Annotated in this window: 20 protein-coding genes (1 of these 20 running past the window's edge); 10 read left to right on the forward strand and 10 right to left on the reverse strand. The window is 36.4% G+C overall.

All coding sequences use genetic code 11. The features are described from left to right. From P278_RS00030 to P278_RS00045, 4 genes are all read left to right on the forward strand, one after another. Positions 1–191 carry the 3' portion of a LamG domain-containing protein gene (locus P278_RS00030; RefSeq protein WP_038260493.1) on the forward strand. The gene continues 1,825 nt to the left of window position 1, outside the view, so 191 of the gene's 2,016 nt are visible here — the last part of the coding sequence; its start codon lies beyond the left edge, outside the window; the stop codon is at positions 189–191. Between the two features lie 99 nt (positions 192–290). Next, the gene (locus P278_RS00035) at positions 291–1,637 is read left to right on the forward strand and encodes a Gfo/Idh/MocA family protein (protein ID WP_038260496.1); all 1,347 of its coding nucleotides are present in this window, start codon (positions 291–293) and stop codon (positions 1,635–1,637) included. 19 nt (positions 1,638–1,656) lie between these two features. Further along, the gene (locus P278_RS00040) at positions 1,657–2,412 is read left to right on the forward strand and encodes a 3-keto-disaccharide hydrolase (RefSeq protein WP_038260498.1); all 756 of its coding nucleotides are present in this window, start codon (positions 1,657–1,659) and stop codon (positions 2,410–2,412) included. After that, entirely contained in the window at positions 2,409–3,002 is a 594-nt protein-coding gene (locus tag P278_RS00045; protein WP_038260500.1) for a 3-keto-disaccharide hydrolase, read from the forward strand. The genes P278_RS00040 and P278_RS00045 overlap by 4 nt, the downstream gene beginning before the upstream one ends. Positions 3,003–3,220: 218 nt before the next feature. On the opposite strand, the gene P278_RS00050 is transcribed toward P278_RS00045, so the two are convergent. The 7 genes from P278_RS00050 to P278_RS00080 form a co-directional block, all read right to left on the reverse strand. After that, positions 3,221–3,454, reverse strand: coding sequence for a DUF6095 family protein (locus P278_RS00050; protein ID WP_038260502.1), 234 nt, complete (start codon positions 3,452–3,454; stop codon positions 3,221–3,223). A 108-nt stretch (positions 3,455–3,562) separates the two neighbouring features. Continuing rightward, positions 3,563–4,045, reverse strand: coding sequence for a DUF2938 domain-containing protein (locus P278_RS00055; RefSeq protein WP_152973862.1), 483 nt, complete (start codon positions 4,043–4,045; stop codon positions 3,563–3,565). A gap of 76 nt (positions 4,046–4,121) precedes the next feature. Beyond that, entirely contained in the window at positions 4,122–4,970 is an 849-nt protein-coding gene (locus P278_RS00060) for an AraC family transcriptional regulator (RefSeq protein WP_038260504.1), read from the reverse strand. 87 nt (positions 4,971–5,057) lie between these two features. Then, on the reverse strand, positions 5,058–5,483 hold the full coding sequence (locus P278_RS00065; protein ID WP_152973863.1) for a hypothetical protein: 426 nt from the start codon (positions 5,481–5,483) through the stop codon (positions 5,058–5,060). Between the two features lie 89 nt (positions 5,484–5,572). Then, the gene (locus tag P278_RS00070) at positions 5,573–6,373 is read right to left on the reverse strand and encodes a hypothetical protein (protein ID WP_038260507.1); all 801 of its coding nucleotides are present in this window, start codon (positions 6,371–6,373) and stop codon (positions 5,573–5,575) included. An 80-nt stretch (positions 6,374–6,453) separates the two neighbouring features. Then, positions 6,454–7,275, reverse strand: coding sequence for a DUF4349 domain-containing protein (locus P278_RS00075; RefSeq protein WP_038260509.1), 822 nt, complete (start codon positions 7,273–7,275; stop codon positions 6,454–6,456). Positions 7,276–7,603: 328 nt separating this feature from the next. Beyond that, positions 7,604–8,461: a winged helix-turn-helix domain-containing protein gene (locus P278_RS00080; protein ID WP_161808324.1), complete on the reverse strand. Its 858-nt coding sequence runs from the start codon at positions 8,459–8,461 to the stop codon at positions 7,604–7,606. Between the two features lie 124 nt (positions 8,462–8,585). Between P278_RS00080 and P278_RS00085 the strand changes: the two genes are divergently transcribed. The 4 genes from P278_RS00085 to P278_RS00100 all read left to right on the forward strand — a co-directional run bounded on the left by P278_RS00085 (position 8,586) and on the right by P278_RS00100 (position 12,122). After that, complete coding sequence (locus P278_RS00085; RefSeq protein WP_051413317.1) at positions 8,586–9,248, forward strand: YceI family protein; 663 nt, start codon at positions 8,586–8,588, stop codon at positions 9,246–9,248. 43 nt (positions 9,249–9,291) lie between these two features. Further along, positions 9,292–10,077 carry a ligand-binding sensor domain-containing protein gene (locus P278_RS00090; RefSeq protein WP_082436042.1) on the forward strand — a complete coding sequence of 262 codons (786 nt, stop codon included), beginning with the start codon at positions 9,292–9,294 and terminating at the stop codon, positions 10,075–10,077. 18 nt (positions 10,078–10,095) lie between these two features. After that, positions 10,096–10,338, forward strand: a complete 243-nt coding sequence (locus P278_RS00095) for a two-component regulator propeller domain-containing protein (RefSeq protein ID WP_038260513.1) — start codon at positions 10,096–10,098, stop codon at positions 10,336–10,338. A 152-nt stretch (positions 10,339–10,490) separates the two neighbouring features. Beyond that, positions 10,491–12,122 (forward strand): ABC-F family ATP-binding cassette domain-containing protein, encoded by a 1,632-nt coding sequence (locus P278_RS00100; RefSeq protein WP_038260515.1) that lies wholly within the window; start codon positions 10,491–10,493, stop codon positions 12,120–12,122. A 126-nt stretch (positions 12,123–12,248) separates the two neighbouring features. On the opposite strand, the gene P278_RS00105 is transcribed toward P278_RS00100, so the two are convergent. From P278_RS00105 to P278_RS00115, 3 genes are all read right to left on the reverse strand, one after another. Beyond that, the gene (locus P278_RS00105) at positions 12,249–13,706 is read right to left on the reverse strand and encodes a glutamate synthase subunit beta (RefSeq protein WP_038260516.1); all 1,458 of its coding nucleotides are present in this window, start codon (positions 13,704–13,706) and stop codon (positions 12,249–12,251) included. 2 nt (positions 13,707–13,708) lie between these two features. Next, positions 13,709–18,226, reverse strand: a complete 4,518-nt coding sequence (gene gltB / locus P278_RS00110) for a glutamate synthase large subunit (RefSeq protein WP_038260517.1) — start codon at positions 18,224–18,226, stop codon at positions 13,709–13,711. Positions 18,227–18,578: 352 nt separating this feature from the next. Further along, positions 18,579–19,721: an acyl-CoA dehydrogenase gene (locus P278_RS00115; protein WP_038260519.1), complete on the reverse strand. Its 1,143-nt coding sequence runs from the start codon at positions 19,719–19,721 to the stop codon at positions 18,579–18,581. Positions 19,722–19,991: 270 nt separating this feature from the next. Between P278_RS00115 and P278_RS00120 the strand changes: the two genes are divergently transcribed. Beyond that, complete coding sequence (locus P278_RS00120) at positions 19,992–21,218, forward strand: Glu/Leu/Phe/Val dehydrogenase dimerization domain-containing protein (RefSeq protein WP_038260521.1); 1,227 nt, start codon at positions 19,992–19,994, stop codon at positions 21,216–21,218. A gap of 17 nt (positions 21,219–21,235) precedes the next feature. Continuing rightward, entirely contained in the window at positions 21,236–22,630 is a 1,395-nt protein-coding gene (gene nhaD / locus P278_RS00125) for a sodium:proton antiporter NhaD (protein ID WP_038260523.1), read from the forward strand. Positions 22,631–22,649: the final 19 nt, after the last annotated feature.

The following is a 22,649-nucleotide window of genomic DNA, read 5'->3' on the forward strand; positions in this document are numbered from 1 at the left end:
CAGACGAATTACTATTCGACCTTTGTAATGCTGTTTTAGTTATTGATCCATTACATGAATCTGCGGTTAAAACCAAAATAGAGTTATTGATTAAACAAGGTAAGCATATGTCTGCCAAAAAAGTCGCTGAAAATTTTATGCGCCTCTATTTGAGCTTCTACAAGGAAGAATACACTTCTAATCTTATTTAAATTTCAACTTTTTTAAGGTACTACCCCATTTATTACCCCTTCTGATACATCATGTCTACTTAAGTTTAGACAATTATTTAACCTAAACTTTAAATTCACATGAATAATAAAAGGAGATCATTTTTAAAGAACTTAGGGCTTGCGGGAGCTGCTGCAAGTGTTACTCCAATGGTATTTGCTAATGAAGCAAAGACTTTTCAGTTATTAAAAAGAAACAACACATTTTCATTTAATAATACTATCAAAATTGCGCTAATTGGTGCAGGCGGAATGGGGGTTGCTGATGCAAGAACAGCATTGTTAAATCCTAATATAGAAATAGTAGCCGTTTGTGATTTATATACCGGTAGACTTGATGCTGCAAAATCTAAATGGGGAAGTGATATTTTTACTACCAAAGACTATAAAGAAATATTAAAGCGTAGTGACGTAGATGCCGTTATTATAGGAACACCAGATCACTGGCATAAACAAATTAGTATTGATGCTTTAAAAGCAGGTAAGCATGTGTATTGCGAAAAACCAATGGTACATTCTGTAGATGAAGGTTTAGAGCTTATTGATACATGGAAAAAATCTGGAAAGATTTTTATGGTTGGAAGTCAGGGCATGTCTTCATTAGGAAATGAAAAAGCCAAACAATTACTTGCTGCTGGTGTTATAGGAGATATTAATTATGTCGAAGGATTTTGGGCACGTAACTCTCCTGCTGGGGCATGGCAATATGCCATTCCTGATGATGCCTCTACTAAAACGGTAGATTGGAAGCGTTTTGTTTCAAATACCAAGAAAAGACCTTTCGATGAAACCAGATTCTTTAGATGGAGAAATTATACCGATTATGGAACTGGAATGTCTGGCGATTTATTTGTACACTTATTTTCGAGTTTACATTTTATTACAGATTCATACGGTCCGAATAAAATTGCTTCTACCGGTGGGTTAAGATATTGGAAAGATGGTAGAGAAGTGCCGGATGTTTTGTTAGGTATGTTTGATTACCCTGAGAGTGATCAACACCCGGCATTTAACTTGTCGTTACGTTGTAATTTTGTCGATGGTACCAGTGGAAGTACATACCTTAAGATTGTAGGTAGTAAAGGATCTATGGAAGTGAAGTGGGAAGAAGTTGTGCTTAAGCTTAATGCGAATGGTCATAGCGAGGATCCATTCCTTCAGGAAAAAGCAAAAGATGGTAAAACTCAAAGAGCAGATCGGAAGGGTATTGTGCCTCCTTTAGAAACTGTATATAAAGCAGAAAAGGGATATAAAGGTGCGCATTACGATCATTTCGCGAACTTTTTTGGAGCAATAAGAAATAATGGAACCGTAGTACAAGACCCAGTGTTTGGATTTAGAGCTGCAGCGCCGGCATTGTTATGTAACGATAGCTACCGTCAGAATAAGTTCATTGAATGGGATCCTGTAAATATGAAACTAGTATAACCACAACCAAAATTTATAAATGAAAAAAATAGTTTATACCTTCATTGCTCTGTCTGTTATGGTGGCATGTAAAAGTAATGGAGATGAGAAGAGCAAAGATGACGCAACGGCTGAAGCCGGTCAGCAGGAAAATAAAATCGTTGACCAAACGCAAGAAGACAATTGGACGTATTTATTTGATGGAACAAGTACTGATGGCTGGAGAGGCTATAACGCTGAAACCCTACCGGAAGGCTGGGTGATCGAAGATGGTAGTTTAAAATCACTCGGAAAAGGAGGAGATATAGGCGGTGATATAGTATACGGTAAGGAAGAGTTCGGGGAATTTGAATTATACCTCGAGTGGAAAATTGCCAAAGGAGGTAACAGTGGGATTTTCTACCACGTTTTGGAAGGTGAAGAGTTTAAAGCACCTTACTTTAGTGCTCCCGAATATCAGGTGATCGATCAGATCGGTTTTCCACAGAAGCTGGAGTTATGGCAATCTATAGGAGCGGATTATGGAATGTATAATCCGGACTTTGAAGGAGCTGTTAAAAATGCAGGTGAATGGAATACGAGTCGTATAGTGTTTACCAATGATAAAGTTTCTTATTATCTGAATGGTAAAAAAACTGTAGAGTTTGTACCTTGGTCAGAAGACTGGAAAATAAGAAAGGAAAAGGGGAAATGGGAAAAGTTCCCGAATTACGGTAAAGCAAAAACAGGATTAATAGGTCTTCAGGACCACGGAAGTTTCATTTGGTATAAAAACATAAAAATTAAAAAATTATGAAAAAATTAGTTTTATCAGCCATTACACTTTTAACATTGGTAGGATGTAAGTCTGGTTATACTTCATTGTTTAACGGAAACGATTTAACCGGTTGGGAAATCTACGGAACCGAAAAATGGTATGTAGAAGACGGCTTGTTGATTTCAGAAAGCGGCCCGGATAAAAAATACGGTTATTTAGCTACCGATGAGCAGTACAAAGATTTTGAACTTACTGTAGAGTTCAAGCAAGAAGCTGATGGAAATAGTGGTGTATTCTTCCGTTCTAGCATTGAAGGAACTAAAATTACTGGATGGCAGGTAGAAGTGGCACCACCAGCTAAACATACCGGAGGTATTTATGAATCTTATGGTAGAGGATGGTTAATTCAGCCAGAAGCTTCAAAAGATGAAAACCTTAAGTATGGTGAATGGAATAAAATGAAAATTAGAGTAGTTGGTAACCATGTAACTACCTGGTTAAACGGAGAAGAAATGGTGAGTTTTACTGACGAAAAAATTGGTAACGCTAACGGTAAAATCGCATTACAAATCCACGACGGAGGAGGAATTAAAGTGTTTTGGAGAAATCTTAAGGTGAGAAGTCTCTAGAGAAACTTGAATAATTCCTTAAATCAAGGATAAAATTGAAATGAATATTGCATATAAGCCATTAGGTTGATGCAGTTGAACAATACAGTATATAAAGAAATTACAGATTAAGTTAGTTAGTTGAAGCGTAGGGGCATTTGAAAATTACAGCATTCGTTTTTCGAATATTAAGTAAAGTTATGTTTGGTTAGTTGCTTAATGTAATCAGTAGAATGTCTCTATTTCTTTCCGAAAAATGCCTGAAGCATGATCTTAATACTGTAAAATCCCATGGCAATTGCGGCAAAGGCACTCAAAACCCCTGTAATTAGTACAGGCCAGTAAAAAGGGTGTCCTTCATTTTTAAAAGCTTGGTAAATAAGAATAGGAGCTATAAACATTAACGCCAGGGTATAGGCGAAATACTTAAAACTCTTGGCAAATAACTTTTTATCTGTACGCTGTTGCTCCATTACTTTTTTTTGTAAAAGTAATTAAAATAAAAATTTAGGTTGATTTATAAATAAAAGAACCCTGCACAAAATAGATGCAGAGTTCGTTTCCGTTTGGATATCGCAATCTTATAATATTCTTTTTAAAATTAAAGCGCTTAAAAACAAGCCAATTCCGTAAATGCTATGGGTTAAAAAACTCATTAAACGAGCCGTATTCGGGTCGGGTAAATTAGAACCGGCAATTCCGAAACCAAAGGCGGGTTGCATGATACAAAAAGGAGCAATAATGGTTATGATTCCAATAACTAAAGCAGGAAATAAGGTAGGAGTTTCTATCCATTTTTTACCATTAGTGGTAACTAATAAAAAAGCAAACGTGATTCCGATAAGGTAATGAGCCGCCCATCCAATAATTTGTTCTCCCACAATTGCCGGCGTGTCTATTATTTTGGTGTGAAAAAAATTCCCTTTCGGAAAGTGTCCTATCCACCGACCTACATATCGATAGTTTAAAGTCTTTATTCCAAAAGCTTTTAATACCAAAGAATATAAATCCATTGTTAGGGTTGCTCCAATCCCAATTAAAATTGTTTGTGCTATAGCATTCATAATGAGTTTTTTATTTAATGCAATAATACACAAAGACTACATTTTTGAATAGGACAAAATTGAAGAGTAGCAGGACTTATTTAAAATGTTGACGAAAGGATTCAGGGGGATAACCGGTACTTTTCTTAAAGAACCTGATAAAATAAGAAGGATCATCATAACCTAAGCTATAGGCAATTTCCTTTACCTGCGTAGAGGTAGCTAAGAGATTCCTTTTGGCTTCCAGTATAATCTGCTCATTTATTAATTGAGAACAGGTCTTCCCTAAAGAGTTCTTTATAATAGCATTGAGTTGAAATGTGGTTAGGTGGAGTCTTTTTGCATAAAAAGTAACCTGTTTAGAGGTGTGGATATGTTCTTCTAATAGTTTTAAAAGGTTTTCAAGAACTTCCTGGTTGTAATTATTATTGCTGGTTGAGATCTTCTGATTTTCATTTTCCCTGAAGAGTTCGATAAAAAAAAGATCCAGGTTGGCCTTTATATGCTCCTCGTACATGGTGAATTTATTCAAATATTCATAAAAAATACAATCTAAAATGAGGTTCAGTCCTTCATATACTTTTGAGTTGAGTTTATGAAGGTTTGTAAAGCTGGCAACACTAAACACTTGTTTTTTCTTTTTGTTTTTAGGAGCATAAAAACGGGAATCGAATCCTATTAAATAACCTTTAGTTCCTTTTTTTAAATGAAGCTGATGTACTTGTCCGGGGCGTAAAATAAACACACAATTGTCTTCTACAGCATAATCTGTAAAGTCAATTTGATGATCACCTCTTCCTTTTGCTACGGCAAGTATAAAAAAGAAATCATGACGGTGAATCTTTTCAACCATATCTTTTTCAACGAGTAAAGGATCTAGATCGGTTATAGCAAAACTTCCAGTTATATTAGGCTCTTTAATTGTACGTATTTGGATGTTTTGCATGAGTCACTATTATGTTTTATGTACAGCCAGGAGGAGTTTATACCGATTATTATATCCGTCCATTAATACTAGCTTCTTAGTTAAAAATCAGTTTTGGACTTTTTTTCTTAAATAGAATTTAAATGTATTTGAAGATAACAACATTGAAGTGTCAGAGATACTATCTATTTTAAAAGATTTTTTTTCTCCCATAGCAGTGATTATAATAGTACTATCTATATTTTTCCAAGTACCATCCATTTTTGATCCTAATTGGGTAATGATCTCTGTTTTTCCATCCTTTTTAAAGTTATAAGAGGTTTTAGGGCTGATATCGATATCCATAGGAGCAAATCCATTAGAGGTTACTTTTACATATCGTTGCATTTTGGTTACTTGCCAGTCTTTAGCTATTTTATTTTCAAGATTATTGCTGTTACAAGATAAAAGGGTTGCTGTAGTAAATAAGAGGACAGACTTAGGTAGTTTGTTTATAGGCATAGATCCGATGTTGTTAACTATGGTTTTACTCACCAAGTGAGATTTATAATGTTCCGACACTTGCGTCGAAATCTTTTTAGGTATTTTAGTTTAAATGCCCCGTGAGTTTACCCCGAGGTAGTTTACTTTGATATTAATCTCAATTTAAACGAAAATTGAGTGTTTACTTTGTTATCATCCTTTATACCAGAAACAAATTTCGGAAACGAAATAATAGTTTTTGTAATGTCATCATTTATTTCATTCATAGGTGATATTTTAGTGTTTTGAATATTACCTTGTTTGTCAATGATAAAACTTATATCAAGAGTTATATCATCTTCAATTAAACTATAGTCAATAAAATCAATTATTGAATTTTTAAAAGAAGCTATAATAAATTCTTTATCGTCTCCTTTAGGCTGGTAACCTATGATTTGAGGAGCGGTATCAATTTCATCAATTGAATAAAAATTAGTAAACTCTTTTGGCGTTTGTTTTTCTGTTTTAAAATTTTCCAGTTTTTCAATAAGGATTTTAGAGTTAAGATGGTTTTCAATCTTTTTTATTTGAAGTATAATGTTATCAATTATAAAAAAGAATTTTTCGTTATCTCTGTTTCTTATAAAATAACGTCGATTACTCACTTCAAAGTTTAAAGAAGGATTGATTACATAAAATCGTTTGTTATCTAAAAATGGAAACAGGTTTGCTTTGTTTGTTTTTATATAGCTTTCTGTTGTAAACTCAAAAATTAAATCTATAAAGGTGTCGTCCATTTTTTCGATTTCTTTTTCATCAAGTCCTCTGCCTGTATAGCTATAATATGTCCAGTCAATCACTTGCCATTTTCCTTCCAGCGTAATGTCATTATTTTCTTTTGCACCACATTTATAAAGACTTATGGTTGTAAATACAATACAGATTAAATATTTAAGTTTCATAATTATATATAAGTTGAATATAGCTAACAATTAGTATATGGGGTATATTCAAAATTACATGCATAATACATTGCGTTGTTTTATTTCCTAATCTTCTTTTTAAACCATTTACGTCTCCAGATTAAAATGATAACTACAATCAATAGTATTGGCCATATCTTTAATAGCAACAAGAAAAACCCTGTAATTATATCCCAACCTGTTTCTAATGATTCTTTCGCTTTTGTAAAGAAACCTTTCTCATACGTTTCAGGCTCTGATTTATAATCGACTTTTTGATAAATCCCTAAGACAATTGTACTCTGACTAACTATATCCTGAAGGTATCTCAGCCTACCTTCTTTAGCTTCTATTTCTTCTGTAATCTTTCTAATTGCATCTTCTGCCGCAATAACATCTTTAATCTCCCCAGCGCGATTTCTAAGAATATCAATATACCTCTCACGAACTTCTTTCTTGGTTTTTAGTCTGCTTTCTATATCAATAAACTCCTCTGTTACATCGTTAGAGCTTATCTCTACTTTACGAATGAATGTAGATGTACCTTTTATATCATTTATAAGCTTATTAAAGTATTCATTATTAACTCGTATCGTTATTTGGTTCGATATTTCATAGTTCGTACTGGTCATATCCATGTGCGAAATGAATGCTTCGTATTTAGAGCAGATATTCGAAATCTCCTTTGTAGATTTATCTACATCTTTAACTTGAAACTCTAAATTAGCTCTCCAAATAATTTTTCTTTCCGCTGGTATTTTCGGTTTCTCAATATCAATATTGGAAGAAACTACCATATCCTCTTCCATTGGAATTTCGGTTGGACTTCTTTCATTCATTGTGTTGTTGTCACATGAAATAATCAGCAATAGAAATAAGAACAATATTCCAGGCTTTTTCATAAGGTAAATTTATATTTTCAGGATTGTAAAATCTTTTGAAGGGGGAAGTTGATATTTAAGATTTTTAATTTAAATGTTGTAATAAACATAAGCATAAACGCCCTATGAGGCAGATATTTTATATACACCTCTAAAGTAGGTTAAGTGATTGGAATACACAAGCCAAATTTGTAAGTGTTAGTAGTGTTTTTTACCTTAACATGAAAGAATTTGACTATGTAAGCCGGAAGTAATATCGCTATAGATTTCTCCGCCATGCACCGAAACCCACTCGATGTGACGGTGGGGATACTTCGTCTATTAGTTATTTGAAAGCAAATAAAATAGTCTAACGAACACTTGTTTCTAACTTATACCCAACACCATGTACATTAACTATTTTTATACTCGTGTCGTCTTTTAGTTTTTTACGTAATTTAGAAATATAAGTGTCTAAACTCCTGCCCACAATCACTCCGTTATCTTCCCATATTTTTTTGGTTAATTCCTCACGAGTAATAATATTATTAGCATTGGTAACTAAAATTAATAGTAATTCACATTCTTTTTTGGATAACGATATTTCATCCGATTGCTTTACGAGTTTATGTTGTTTGGGGTAAAATGAAAAATGACCAATATTCATTATTGCATGATCTTCGATCGATTTCGCAGGATAGTTCTTTTTTTTGAAAGAATAAAAGATCATGCTGGTTAAAATACCTCCAAGGAATATGAAGAAAACCCATATCCATTGGTTAGGGGAGGTGTTGGAAACTAAGAATTCAACCGTTATCAAATAACATGCTCCTGGAAGGTTACGACCTTTGCACGGAATGATATCCATGTCTTTGGTTTCCTGAACTTGATAGCTATACGCTATTTCCTCATCACTACAGGGGATGACTTCAACGATATATTGTGCTGGTAACGAAGCTTTATTGAAATAATATGATATAATGCTTGTTAAGCTATCAGGTACAATGGTTATCTCTTTTTCAAAAGATAATTGGTATTTCGAAGTACTTATTTGTTCAATAGGTAACACCAGGGAGGTGGAGTCATTTTGAGCCAATAGTAAATGATGCCCAACCGCTCTGAGGGCTACCTTCACTTTTTCCGGGGCTATTTCGTGCTTGTTATTACTGCATGACACCAAGAGCAACACTACCACGAGCCAGGTAGTAACTTGATTTTTAATTTTCATAGGCATGGTAAAGAACATCAATTTTATATCTTTTTACAAGGCTTTGTACTTCTTTTACACTTTTTTGACACTTTCAGGATGGGTTCCCTATAGCTTTGATGAATAATCTTAAAAAACAAGAACCATGCAAAAAGCAATTATCTTATCGAGTATTATGGTGTTAGCCCTTATTCTTAATGGTTGTGCCCAAAAAAACAAAGATGAAAAACCGAACGATTTAACTGCTAATAACGAATTAAAAAGCGAGCAGAAGGCTGCTAATAATTTAAATGGCGATATGGCTATTAATCTGGAGCGAAGTGTTATAAGCTGGAAAGGATCTATGCTATTTAATTTCGGAGAACACTACGGTACCTTACTGCTTAAGCAGGGTGAAATTACTTTTGCTGACAATAAAATTGTTGGCGGGAATTTTACAGCCGATATGAATACAATTTGGAATACCGATGGTGATTACAACAAAAACCTGATTGATCATTTAAAGAATGAAGATTTTTTTGAAGTCAGTAAGTTTCCTGAATCTTCTTTAGAAATTACCGGGATAGAATATGTTGATGAAACCCGAATGAAACTTGATGCCAATTTAACAATAAAGAACATCAAAAGACCTATAGAAATTTTTAAAGCGGATTATGATCGGGAAGCGCATACACTAACTGCAAAATTCAAAATAGATCGTTCAGAATGGGGTATTAATTATAATGCAAAAGGTGTCGCCAAAGTAAAGAATCATGCTATTTCCGATGCTATAGCCATAGAAGCCATTATTTATCTTGATACGAAATAAATACTAAAGCAATAGTAATACATTCTAAAAACCAAATACAGACATGAGATATATTTTAATAGTGTTATTATCAATTTGGTCGGTTTCTTGTATTGCTGAAAACCAAAAGGAGAATATACTAGAAATAGCAAGTTTAATTGGGCAAAACAATGCATCGCAGATTGGACAATATGTAGTTGAAATATATCAGGATTCTAAAGGAAACCTGTGGTTCGGAACCTTAGAAAAAGGTGTTGCCAAATATGATGGAAGTGAATTGATTTATCTCACTACCAAAGATGGATTACCGAGTAACAGAGTTGTGAGTGTTGTAGAGGATAGATCAGGGAATCTATGGTTTGGTACAGGTTCAGGGCTATCAAAATTCGATGGGATGTCATTTAGCAATTATTCGGTAACCGACGGACTTTGTAATAATATGATCAGTAATTTGTTTATAGACAGCAAGGAAAATTTTTGGATAGGAACCTGGGGTGGCGTCTGTAAATTCGATGGAGTAGTATTCGAGAAGTTTATTATTCCGAATCCAAGTATCGACACTCGACTTAATATGGATACAAAAGACTGGGTAACAGTAATTATGGAAGATTCCGACGGAAGTATTTGGTTTGGGAGGGATGGATATGGAGCTGTTAAATACGACGGAAGCTCTTTTATTCATTATACCATTAAAGATGGTTTGAATTCTAATAATGTACAGGCAATTGCAGAAGATCATGAAGGAAATATCTGGATAGGAACGAGAGTGGCAGAAAAAGACAATGCTGATGCCACTAAAAGATTTGGTAAAGGTGGTTTGAACAAATTCGATGGAGAGAAGTTTATTTAGTTTCCAAATATTGATGGTTTGAGTAAAAATGATGTATATACTATCTATAAGGACAACTCTGGCAATTTATGGGTTAGTACTTTAGGTGACGGAATTTATAAATATGAGAATAAAGAATTTAAGAATTATCCCTTGTCGAAGCCTACTATGAATATGTTGGAAGATAAGGATGGTCGTTTATGGTTTGGTTGTTCGGGCGGATTATATCGTTTGGATTCAAGAGATATCATAAATGTAACAACAACCGGGCCCTGGAATTAAGAACAATAAATGAAACCATGGGCCAAGAATGGAATAAATTATCTTAGTGAAGACATATAAAGTTTGTGACAAATCACTGATTATTAATTTGTCATGAAATCGGTTACAATATCGCTTCAAAACTCTACTTTTGCAGGCTTAAAAATATTGTTATGATTTCAATTAACGGTCTTACTGTTGAGTTTAGTGCAAGAACCTTGTTTAAGGATGTGAACTTTGTTATTAACCCAAATGACAAGATTGCATTAATGGGAAAAAATGGTGCGGGAAAGTCAACTATGATGAAAATTATAGCAGGCGAAAAGCAACCAAATAAAGGAAGTATACAATGTGCTCCTGAAACGGTAATAGCGTATCTGCCGCAGCATTTACTAACAGAAGATAATTGTACCGTTTTTGAGGAGACCTCTAAAGCCTTTGGTCATATATTCGAAATGAAGCGGGAGATGGAAGCGCTTAATAAACAGTTGGAAACTCGAACAGATTATGAGTCTGATGAGTATATGAAAATCATTGAACGGGTAAGTGAGCTTGGAGAAAAATTTTATTCAATAGAAGACACGAATTACGATGCCGAGGTCGAAAAGGCTTTGCTGGGATTAGGGTTTAAGCGTTCAGATTTTTCGCGTAATACTTCCGAGTTTAGTGGTGGATGGCGTATGCGAATAGAATTAGCGAAAATACTGTTGAAGAAACCCGACCTTGTACTTTTGGATGAGCCGACCAACCATATAGATATTGAATCAGTTATTTGGTTAGAGGACTTCTTAAAGAATAAGGCCAAAGCAGTTATCGTGATCTCACACGATAAAACCTTTATCGATAACATAACCAATAGAACCATAGAAGTAACTATGGGGCGTATTTACGATTATAAAGCTAATTATTCACATTACTTGACGCTTCGCGAAGAGAGAAGAGCTCAACAATTAAAAGAATACAATGAACAGCAGAAGCTAATTAAGGAGACTAAACGGTTTATAGAGCAGTTTAAAGGAACCTATTCAAAAACGAATCAGGTAAGCTCCCGACAAAGAATGCTTGAAAAAATGGAAATCGTAGAAATAGATGAGATCGATACTTCTGCCATGCATTTGCGTTTTCCACCATCGGAGCGTTCAGGTGATTTTCCTGTCACGGTTAAAGATTTAAGTAAATCGTATGGGGATCATACAGTTTTTCAGGAGGCCAATATGGCTATAGCCAGAGGTGAGAAGGTTTCTTTTGTAGGTAGAAATGGAGAAGGAAAATCTACGATGATCAAGATTATCATGGGAGAAATAGGTTTTGACGGACATGCACAATTGGGGCACAATGCCAAAGTAGGATATTTTGCTCAGAACCAGGCATCTTTGTTGGATAATGACCTAACTGTTTTTGAGACGGTAGACAGTGTTGCTGAAGGGGAAATCAGGAAAGAGATAAAAAATATCCTGGGTGCATTCATGTTTTCGGGTGATGCGATTGATAAAAAGGTACAATACTTGTCAGGAGGTGAAAAAACCAGGTTGGCAATGGTGAAATTACTATTGGAGCCAGTGAATGTGTTAATCCTCGATGAGCCGACAAACCACCTTGATCTCAAGTCAAAAGATGTGCTTAAAGAAGCATTGCTAAAGTTTGACGGAACCCTTATTCTGGTATCGCACGACAGAGCATTTTTGGAAGGACTTTCGCAAAAGGTGTTTGAATTTAAAGACCAGCGTGTGATTGAACATTTTGAAACTATCGATGAGTTTTTGGAAAGGAACCGGGTTGAGCAGTTAAAACATCTTGATTTGTAATTGTTCCTATTATGAGATGGCTTCGTTAGATAGTGTTGATGATTTGATCTCAATGTTAAAGGAAAAAACCCCACAATATGACTAGTATTGTGGGGTTTAAAATATATAGTGGTTGGTTAATGGATTCTAAACTGTAGGTAAATCTCCTTTTTCTTTTGTTGGAAGATCTGATGAGCCTGTTAAGTAGACGTCTACCTGTCTGGCAGCCTCTCTTCCTTCAGAAATAGCCCAAACGATTAACGATTGACCTCTACGCATATCCCCGGCAGTAAAAACATTAGGAACATTTGTTTGGTAATTGTTGCCTTTTATGTTGCTTCTCGCATCAGTATCTAAACCTAATTGCTCCGGTAATGTTTTTTCCGGTCCTGTAAAACCAAGTGCTAATAAAGCAAGGTCGCATGGCCATTCTTTTTCAGAGCCTTCAACCTCTTTCAACTGTGGACGTTGACCTGGAGTGTGGACCCATTCTACCTCTACAGTTTTTAAGGCTTTTAAATTTCCTTTATCGTCCTTAATAAACTCCTTGGTTAAAATGCTCCAGTTACGATCACATCCTTCTTCGTGCGATGAACTGGTTTTAAGGGTGAATGGCCAATAAGGCCATGGGTTGTCTGAAGTTCTGCTATCCGCAGGACGAGGCATGATCTCAAAATTTGTAACTGATTTAGCCCCGTGTCTGTTGGAAGTTCCTACGCAGTCAGACCCTGTGTCTCCACCTCCAATAACAATAACATGCTTGTCTTTGGCGTGTAAAGCCTCAGTTGTTTCATTAAGTCCATCAACAACCTCGTTATTTCTCTTTAAGAATTCCATAGCCTGAACAACTCCATTTGCATCGCTTCCTTCAATTGGTAAACCTCTCCTTTGTGTGGCTCCACCACAAAGTACTACAGCATCGAATGATTTCAGTTCCTCAACATCGTAATTCTTTCCAACGTGTACATTGGTTTTAAATTCGATGCCCTCTTCTTTCATAATGTCGAGTCTTCTGTCAATAACAGATTTCTCCAACTTAAAATCAGGAATTCCATAGCGTAGTAATCCACCGATCTTGGCGTCTCTTTCAAAAACCGTTACGGTATGACCTGCTCTGTTTAACTGCTGTGCAGTAGCTAAACCTGCGGGGCCAGAACCCACTACAGCTACTTTCTTACCCGTACGGTTTGTCGGAGGTTGTGGCTTAATCCATCCTTCTTTAAATCCTCTTTCAACAATATATTTTTCAATTAACTCTATCGAAACAGATGGTTTTATGATGCCTAATACACATGCCGATTCACAAGGTGCTGGGCAAAGTCTTCCGGTAAACTCAGGAAAGTTGTTTGTAGAATGCAGGATGTGCAATGCTTTTTCCCAATTGTTCTTAAATACTGCGTCGTTAAAATCCGGTATTAAATTACCCAATGGACAACCACTGTGGCAAAAAGGAATACCGCAATCCATACAACGAGCTCCTTGTTTTTCTAATTCTTCCTGAGGAAGTTCCTGTGTAAATTCTTTATAGTTTTCTACACGTTCTTCAACAGCAAGGTTGCTTTCGTATCCTTTATCAAATTCTAAAAATCCTCTTAGTTTTCCCATGATTATGCTGTTGTTAATTCTTGTTCTTCTTTTTGTTTAGCAAGCATTTCCAATGCTTTTTTGTATTCAGTAGGCATTACTTTTACAAAGTTTTTCTGTTCCTGATCCCAATTATCAAGGATAGACTTTGCAATCGGACTGCCAGTGTACTTCAAATGGTTGCTGATTAAATCTTTCAATTCTTCGATATTCTCCGTCGAAGGTTCTTCAATTTCAACCATTTCCATATTAAAGTTTCTGGAGTCAAGCGAGTTGTCTTTGTTATAGATATAGGCGATACCTCCGCTCATACCTGCAGCAAAGTTTCTGCCTATTTTACCAAGAATCACTGCAATACCTCCAGTCATATATTCACAACCATGGTCTCCAATTCCCTCCACGACAGCTTTTGCTCCGGAGTTTCTAACCAGGAATCTTTCTCCTGCAATACCATTAATATAAGCTTCACCATTAATAGCACCATACATAGCAACATTACCGATAATGATGTTCTTGTGTGGTTCGAAAGTCGCCTCCTCAGGAACTTTAACGATAAGTTTTCCACCTGATAATCCTTTACCCAGGTAATCGTTGGTGTTACCGGTTACAACCATTGTTAAACCTTTAGTAGCAAAAGCTCCGAAACTTTGACCAGCTGCACCTTTAAAGTTTAACGTGAGGGTGTCTTCAGGCAATCCGTTAGCGCCATGTGTTTTAGTAATTTCATTACTTAAAATGGCCCCCGTGGTTCTGTTGATGTTCGTAATTGGAAAGTCTAATGACATTTTTTCCTTACGATAAATCGCTGGATGCGCCTGACTGATTATATCAAAATCTAACACATTATCGAGTTGATGATCTTGCTTCGTTGTGTTGTAAAGCTTTGTTGTTGGATCAACTTGCGGTTTGTATAGTATGTTAGAAAGGTCTATTCCTTGTGCTTTATAATGTTCAATGGCAGTATTCATGTCAAGTTTTTGACTCTGACCAACCATTTCTTCAATAGTCCTGAAGCCTAGAGAAGCCATTATTTCTCTTAATTCCTGGGCAATAAAGTACATGTAGTTAATTACATGCTCAGGTGTCCCTTTAAAATTCTTTCTTAATTCAGGGTCCTGAGTAGCAATACCTACAGGACAAGTGTTAAGGTGACAAGCACGCATCATAATACATCCGGAGGCAACAAGCGGAGCCGTAGCAAAACCAAATTCTTCGGCACCTAATAAAGCAGCGATTGCTACATCACGTCCTGTTTTTAATTGACCATCACATTCAACTACAATTCGATTTCTTAGATCGTTTAGTACTAATGTTTGTTGTGCTTCAGCAATACCTAGTTCCCAAGGAAGTCCTGCGTGCCTTAGAGAGGTCAAAGGCGATGCACCAGTACCTCCATCATATCCTGATATTAAAACAACATCGGCCTTCGCTTTTGCAACACCGGCAGCAATTGTACCTACGCCTACCTTAGAAACTAATTTAACGTTAACTCTGGCTTCTCTGTTCGCATTTTTTAAGTCAAAGATCAGTTGAGCTAAATCTTCTATCGAATAGATGTCGTGGTGCGGAGGAGGAGAGATTAATCCAACATAAGGGGTTGAGTTTCTTGTTTTGGCAATTTCCGGATTTACTTTTGGTCCGGGTAATTGACCACCTTCTCCTGGTTTTGCACCTTGAGCCATTTTAATTTGTATCTCTCTGGCATTCGATAGGTAATCTATAGAAACACCAAACCTACCCGATGCAACTTGCTTTATTGCACTGTTTCTCCAGTTTCCGTTAAGGTCTTTTTGGAAGCGTCCAGGATCTTCTCCACCTTCTCCAGAATTACTCTTACCGCCAATTCTGTTCATGGCAATAGCTAGATTCTCATGAGCTTCACGGCTAATAGATCCAAACGACATGGCGCCTGTTTTAAATCGCTTAACAATATCCGTCCAAGGTTCTACCTCGTCAATAGATATAGGATTCAGGTCTTTGAATTTGAACATCCCTCTCAAGGTCATCAAACGTTCGCTTTGTTCATTTATAAGGGAAGCGTATTCTTTATAAGTGTCATATCTGTTCTGTCTTACTGACTGCTGCAATTTAGCAACTGAAGCAGGGTTGAACATATGGCGTTCTCCATTTCTTCTCCAACGATAATCACCACCGATTTCCAGATCCATTTCGGCGCCAATCTGTCTTTTTGAGAATGCTTTTTGGAAGCGCTTTTGTATTTCTTTTTCTATTTCGTAAAGACCAATACCCTCTATACGGGTAGAGGTGTTGCTAAAATATTTGTTGACAAACTTTTCGTTAAGACCTAACGCTTCAAATATTTGGGAACCTCGGTAAGAATGTAAAGTGGAGATTCCGATTTTGTTCATTATTTTAATGATCCCCTTACCGATGGCTTTGTTAAAGTTTTGAATAGCAACCGGAGCCTCAATTCCGTTAATTTCACCTTCATCAACAAGATTCGCTATAATTTCATTAACCATATACGGATTAATTGCACTGGCTCCATAGCCAAATAATGTAGCAAAGTGATGAGGTTCACGTGGCTCAGCAGATTCAATGATGATTCCTACAGAAGAACGCTTTTTATGCTTCTTCAATCCGTGGTGAACATAAGAACAAGCTAATAGCGAAGGTATTGGAGCCATAGTTTCAGAAACACCTCTGTCCGAAAGAATTATAATGTTAAACCCTTCGTCAATAGCAGTAGATATTTCTTTGATAATATCTTCTAGTCTGGATTCCAGACCGTTAAGTCCTTTAGCTGCTTCATAAAGAATGGAAATAGACTTCGTTTTAAAGTCCGGATGCTCAATGTATTTTATTTTGTCTAAATCCTCATTTGAAATAACAGGGTTTTGTATGCGTAGCTTTTTGGCTTGTTCAGGAATAACATCAAATATATTTTTATCTGCTCCGATGGATAAACTGATGTCAGTAACTATTTCCTCACGAATTCCATCCAAAGGCGGATTGGTAACTTGCGCGAATAATTGCTTGAAATAGTTAAATAATAATTGTGGCTTATCTGATAAAACCGCAAGAGGAGTGTCGGTACCCATTGACCCAATAGCCTCCTTAGCTCCGATAGCCATTGGACTAATAATTGTTTTGATATCTTCCTGTGTATATCCGAATAATTTTTCGCGGGTGATAGGATCAACAGCCTCTACAGGTGTCTTGTTTCCAGTATAGGCAATCTTTGCCAATGGAAGTAAGTTTTCGTCAACCCATTGTCTGTAAGGTCGTTTAGAAACAATGGTCTCTTTTACCTCTTCATCTTCAATAATTCGTCCTTCATTCATGTCTACCAAAAACATCTTACCAGGCTCTAATCTACCATGATATTCAATATTTTCAGGTTCAACATCTACAACACCTGTTTCAGATGACATGATAACGTATCCGTCTTTAGTTACAGAATAACGAGAGGGACGAAGACCGTTTCTATCTAATAATGCACCGATGTAATTACCATCAGTAAAAGGGATTGAAGCAGGACCATCCCATGGTTCCATTATACAAGCATTATATTCGTAGAAAGCTTTTTTGTTATCTGGCATAGATTGATGTCTTTCCCAGGCTTCAGGGACAAGCATCATCATGGCTTCAGGTAGTGATCTTCCTGTTTGCAACAATAATTCCAATACCATGTCCATGGAAGCAGAATCTGATTTACCATCAAGTACGATTGGAGGAATATGTTTTAAATCCTCGCCGAATAACTTGCTGGCAAAAAGTTCTTCACGAGCCTTCATTCTACTCAAGTTTCCAGTAAGGGTGTTGATCTCTCCATTGTGACACATATATCGGAATGGCTGAGCCAAATCCCATGTTGGGAAGGTGTTTGTTGAAAATCGTTGATGCACCAATGCTAACTTTGTAACTACATCCGGGTCTAACAGATCCAGATAATAACCACTGATGTCTTGAGGCATAAGAAGACCTTTGTATATGATGGTCGTGGTTGAAAGACTGGCGAAATAATAGAAATCCGCTTCAGCAATACCGGAATCATATATTTCGTGCTCAGAAATTTTTCTGGCAGCATATATTTTAGCATTAAATTCCTGCTCACTTAGATCCTGATTATTTTTACCAATAAAAACTTGCTTAACAGTAGGTTCGCTATTGGCAGCAATCTCGCCTAAAACTTCTTTGTTAACAGGTACATCCCTCCAGCCTATTATGTTTAGGCCTTGTTTTTCGATATTGCTGTTGAATGAATTTATACAAAGTTGAGTTTGATTATCAGATTTCGGCAGGAAAACCATTCCTACAGCGTAATCTTTTTGTTTCGGGAGCTCGAAGCTACATACTTTTTTAAAGTATTCATGGGGGATTTCAATTAAAATACCAGCACCATCACCCGTTTTTCCGTCTGCACTAACTGCACCTCTATGTTCTAACCTAACAAGAATATCTAGAGCTTTATGGATAATGTCGTTGGTACGAACACCCTTAAGGTTACATATAAATCCTGCTCCACAGTTATCTCGTTCAAATTTCGGTGAGTAAAGTCCTTGTTGTTTTGGTGTCATAATCGTTGAATTATTTTCACAAATTTACCCAAACCTCTGCGAATAATACTTGTAATCACCTGATAAACAACATAAAATTTAATGATTGTTAAATTTGTTCTAAGAAAATGTAAAATTACTACTTTGAAGGGGGTGAGATTATTAAAATAGGAATTTAAACTTTATATTTTTTCAAACCCCTATTTTTTTGAGGGGAGGCAGGCCTTTATTGTTGAAGTTTGCGGTTATCCCCCTGAATAATTCATTAATTCGCGCATAAAAACACGGTTTTGACTACGACACCCCCTGTTTGGAATCTTGTTTAAGTGAAAAAGAGGGCCAAAACCCTCTTTTATTAGTTGTAAATGACCTCTTAATCTTTTAAAATAGATCTTGAAATTACAATTTTTTGAATTTCCGAAGTTCCTTCGTAAATCTGGGTAATTTTGGCATCCCTCATTAATCTTTCAACATGGTACTCTTTTACGAATCCATATCCTCCATGAATTTGTACAGCCTCAACAGTTACGTCCATAGCTACCTTAGAGGCGTAGACTTTTGCTGCCGCACTAGAGAGGTCATAATTATCATCATTGTCTTTGTCTCTGGCGGCCTTCATAATGAGGAGTCTTGCTGCTTCAATCTCAGTATACATATCGGCTAATTTAAAAGCTATTGCCTGATGATTGCAAATTTCAGTACCAAAAGCTTTGCGTTCCTTGGAGTATTTTTTGGCGAGCTCATAAGCGCCTGAAGCAATACCAAGGGCTTGAGAAGCAATTCCTATTCTGCCGCCAGATAATGTTTTCATGGCAAATTTAAAACCAAACCCATCTTCTCCAATCCTGTTTTCTTTAGGTACTTTAACGTCTGTAAACATTAAGGAGTGCGTGTCACTTCCGCGAATACCTAACTTATTCTCTTTAAGCCCTACCTCAAAACCGGGCATTCCTTTTTCAACAATTAATGCGTTAATACCGTGATGTCCTTTTTCAGGATAGGTTTGAGCAATAACTAAATATACATCTGCAGTACCACCATTAGTAATCCAGTTCTTGGTCCCGTTTAATATGTAATGATCCCCTTGGTCAATGGCCGTAGTTCTTTGAGAAGTGGCATCACTACCAGCTTCAGGTTCCGATAAACAGAACGCGCCAAGAATTTCACCTGATGCAAGCCTTGGCAGGTATTTTTGTTTTTGTTCTTCGGTCCCATATTTTTCCAGACCCCAACAAACTAACGAGTTGTTTACGCTCATGACTACAGAGGCTGAAGCGTCAATTTTGGATATTTCTTCCATAGCTAGTACATAAGAAACAGTGTCCAGGCCGCTTCCGCCATATTCAGGCGCTACCATCATTCCCATAAATCCAAGCTCGCCCATTTTTTTTATTTGTTCAGTAGGGAACTCTTGTTTTTCATCTCTCTCAATTACCCCAGGCAATAATTCAGTTTGAGCAAAGTCTCTTGCTGCCTGCTGTATCATTAAATGTTCTTCAGATAGTTTAAAATCCATGTTGTTTTTAGTGTTTTTGTATAAAAAGTGTTCAAATATAATCTTTAATTGTAATATTATCAATTGGAACACGTGTTTAGTGATAAATCAATAATTTATGGAATGTATCACGGTTATTAAAACTTTAACCGAAAAGATTTAATATGTATTAGTTGTCCTATTTACATAGGAAAGTTAAGGAGTTTTTTATATTTGTTGCTATTAAATTTTGAGCGATTGTATTCATCCTCTATTATTTAACACTCACTAAGAACTAAGAACACACACTGAATGAAAGAATTATTAAAGCAATACGAAGAAAAAGAACCGGAAATAGTTTTTCATTGGAATGATCCTGAAACCGAGGCTGAGGGCTGGACGGTAATAAATTCACTAAGAGGCGGAGCTGCTGGAGGAGGAACTAGAATGCGAGTAGGGTTGGATATGAATGAAGTTACCTCGTTGGCGAAAACCATGGAGGTGAAGTTCACCGTTTCCGGGCCGGCAATTGGAGGGGCAAAGTCAGGGATTAATTTCAACCCAAAGGATCCAAGAAAAAAAGGAGTGCTGGAGCGCTGGTATAAAGCTGTGTCACCTCTTTTAAAAAGTTACTATGGGACCGGAGGTGATTTGAATGTGGATGAGATTCACGAAGTAATTCCAATAACCGAAGATTGTGGTGTATGGCATCCACAGGAAGGTGTTTTTAATGGGCACTTTAAGCCAACTGAGGCTGATAAGATTAATAGAATTGGGCAATTAAGGCAAGGGGTGATCAAGGTGATTGAAAGTGAAAACTATTCGCCTGATGTGTCAACAAAGTATACTGTTGCTGATATGATAACCGGTTACGGTGTTGCAGTTTCTGCAAAACATTATTATGATATATACGGGGGTACCATAAAAGGTAAAAAGGCCATAGTTCAAGGGTTTGGTAATGTTGGTGCCGCTGCCGCATATTATCTGGCTGAAATGGGTGCCAAAGTGGTTGCTATAGTCGATGTTGTTGGAGGTGTGATGAAGGAAGAAGGCTTTAGTTTTGAGGAGATTAAATCATTTTATCTCGATAAAAAAGGAAATAACCTTAGTGCTGATAATTTAATTCCTTTTGAAGAAATGAATGAAAAAGTGTGGGATATACCTGCTGAGATTTTTGCGCCTTGTGCAGCTTCCAGATTAATTACAAGGGCACAAATCGATAGCATGATAAATAAAGGCTTAGAAGTAGTTTCATGTGGGGCGAATGTTCCTTTTGCTGACAAAGAGATATTTTTTGGGCCAATTATGGAATTTACCGATAAGCAAATTAGCCTTATTCCTGATTTTATTTCAAATTGTGGAATGGCAAGAGTCTTTGCTTACTTTATGGAAAGAAGAGTAGAAATGACTGATGAGGCCATTTTTGAAGATACTTCTAATACCATTAAAAAAGCATTATTAAATACATTTAAACAAAGTGCTGCTAAAACAAATATTAGCAGTACAGCATTTGAAATTGCGTTAAAACAATTAGTATAATTTTTTAAAATTTATTCATGGAAACCATTATTCTTATAGTATTTGTATTAGGGTATCTAGCCATTACGTTAGAGCATAGTCTGAAAGTAGATAAGTTGGTGCCTGCTCTTGCAATGATGGCGGTGTTGTGGGCATTAGTAGCTTTGAATATTGATGTTTTTCCTTCCTGGTATGATTCTGCTAAGCAATCTATAATGGAGAACTTTTCATTATTAGAACATCAGGAGAAAGTTCATATTCTGGAAGAGACACTCTTACATCATTTGGGTAAGACAGCAGAGATATTAGTATTCCTTTTAGGTGCGATGACCATTGTTGAGATAATCGATTATTTCGATGGGTTTTCTACCATCAAAGGGTATATAAAGACAAGAAGTAAAAGAAAGTTGTTGTGGATTATAACTGCATTAGGATTCATTCTTTCTGCCATTATTGATAATTTAACTGCGACGATAGTACTGATCACTATTTTACAAAAGGTAATTAAAGATAAAGAGCTGCGTTTATGGTTTGCAGGTTTAATTGTGATTGCTGCGAACGCGGGTGGAGCTTGGTCTCCAATTGGTGATGTGACCACTACGATGCTTTGGATAGCAAAAAAGGTAAGTGTGTTGCAGTTGGTTGAGCATGTGTTTATACCATCATTACTTTGTTATATTGTGCCTACCTTTATTGCATCGAGGATGAAGGTTTTTCAAGGTTCAATCGAGTTTGAAGATGAGGAGCCTTCTGGTTCTAAGCATGCGGCGATTATGTTTTATCTGGGTCTTGGGGCAATTGTTTTTGTTCCGATTTTTAAAACAGTTACGCACTTACCACCTTATGTTGGTATGATGTTATCTTTAGCAGTAGTAGCTACATTAGCTGAAATATACAGCAATAAGAAATTCAGTCTAACTGAAATGGGGGGAGAAAGTGAAGCTCATTCTCACCATAGTCCTGTACACAAGGCTCTTGGTAGAATTGAAATGCCAAGTATCTTGTTCTTCCTCGGAATTTTATTAGCTGTTGCTGCATTAGAGTCTTTAGGAATGTTATTCCATTTTGCAAGTTCAATGAATGAGACAATGCCTAAATTAGGAACAGAAATGCATTCAACGCATTTGTCTGATATAGTTGTAATGCTTCTGGGAGCAGGTTCTGCGGTTATTGATAACGTACCACTGGTTGCGGCCAGTATAGGAATGTTCCAAATTCCTATGGATGAGCCGGCATGGCACTTTATTGCGTATTCAGCAGGTACAGGAGGAAGTATGTTAATCATTGGTTCTGCTGCAGGAGTGGTGGCCATGGGAATGGAAAAAATCAATTTTTTCTGGTATCTTAAGAAAATTGGTTGGTTGGCAGCTGTTGGATTTTTATCAGGAGGAGTAGGATTTATTCTTTTGAGGAATTTGTTGCTAAATGCATAATTTTTAACCCCAATAATCG

The sequence above is a fragment of the Zhouia amylolytica AD3 genome (assembly GCF_000511935.2).
GTDB classification, from domain to species: Bacteria; Bacteroidota; Bacteroidia; order Flavobacteriales; family Flavobacteriaceae; genus Zhouia; species Zhouia amylolytica.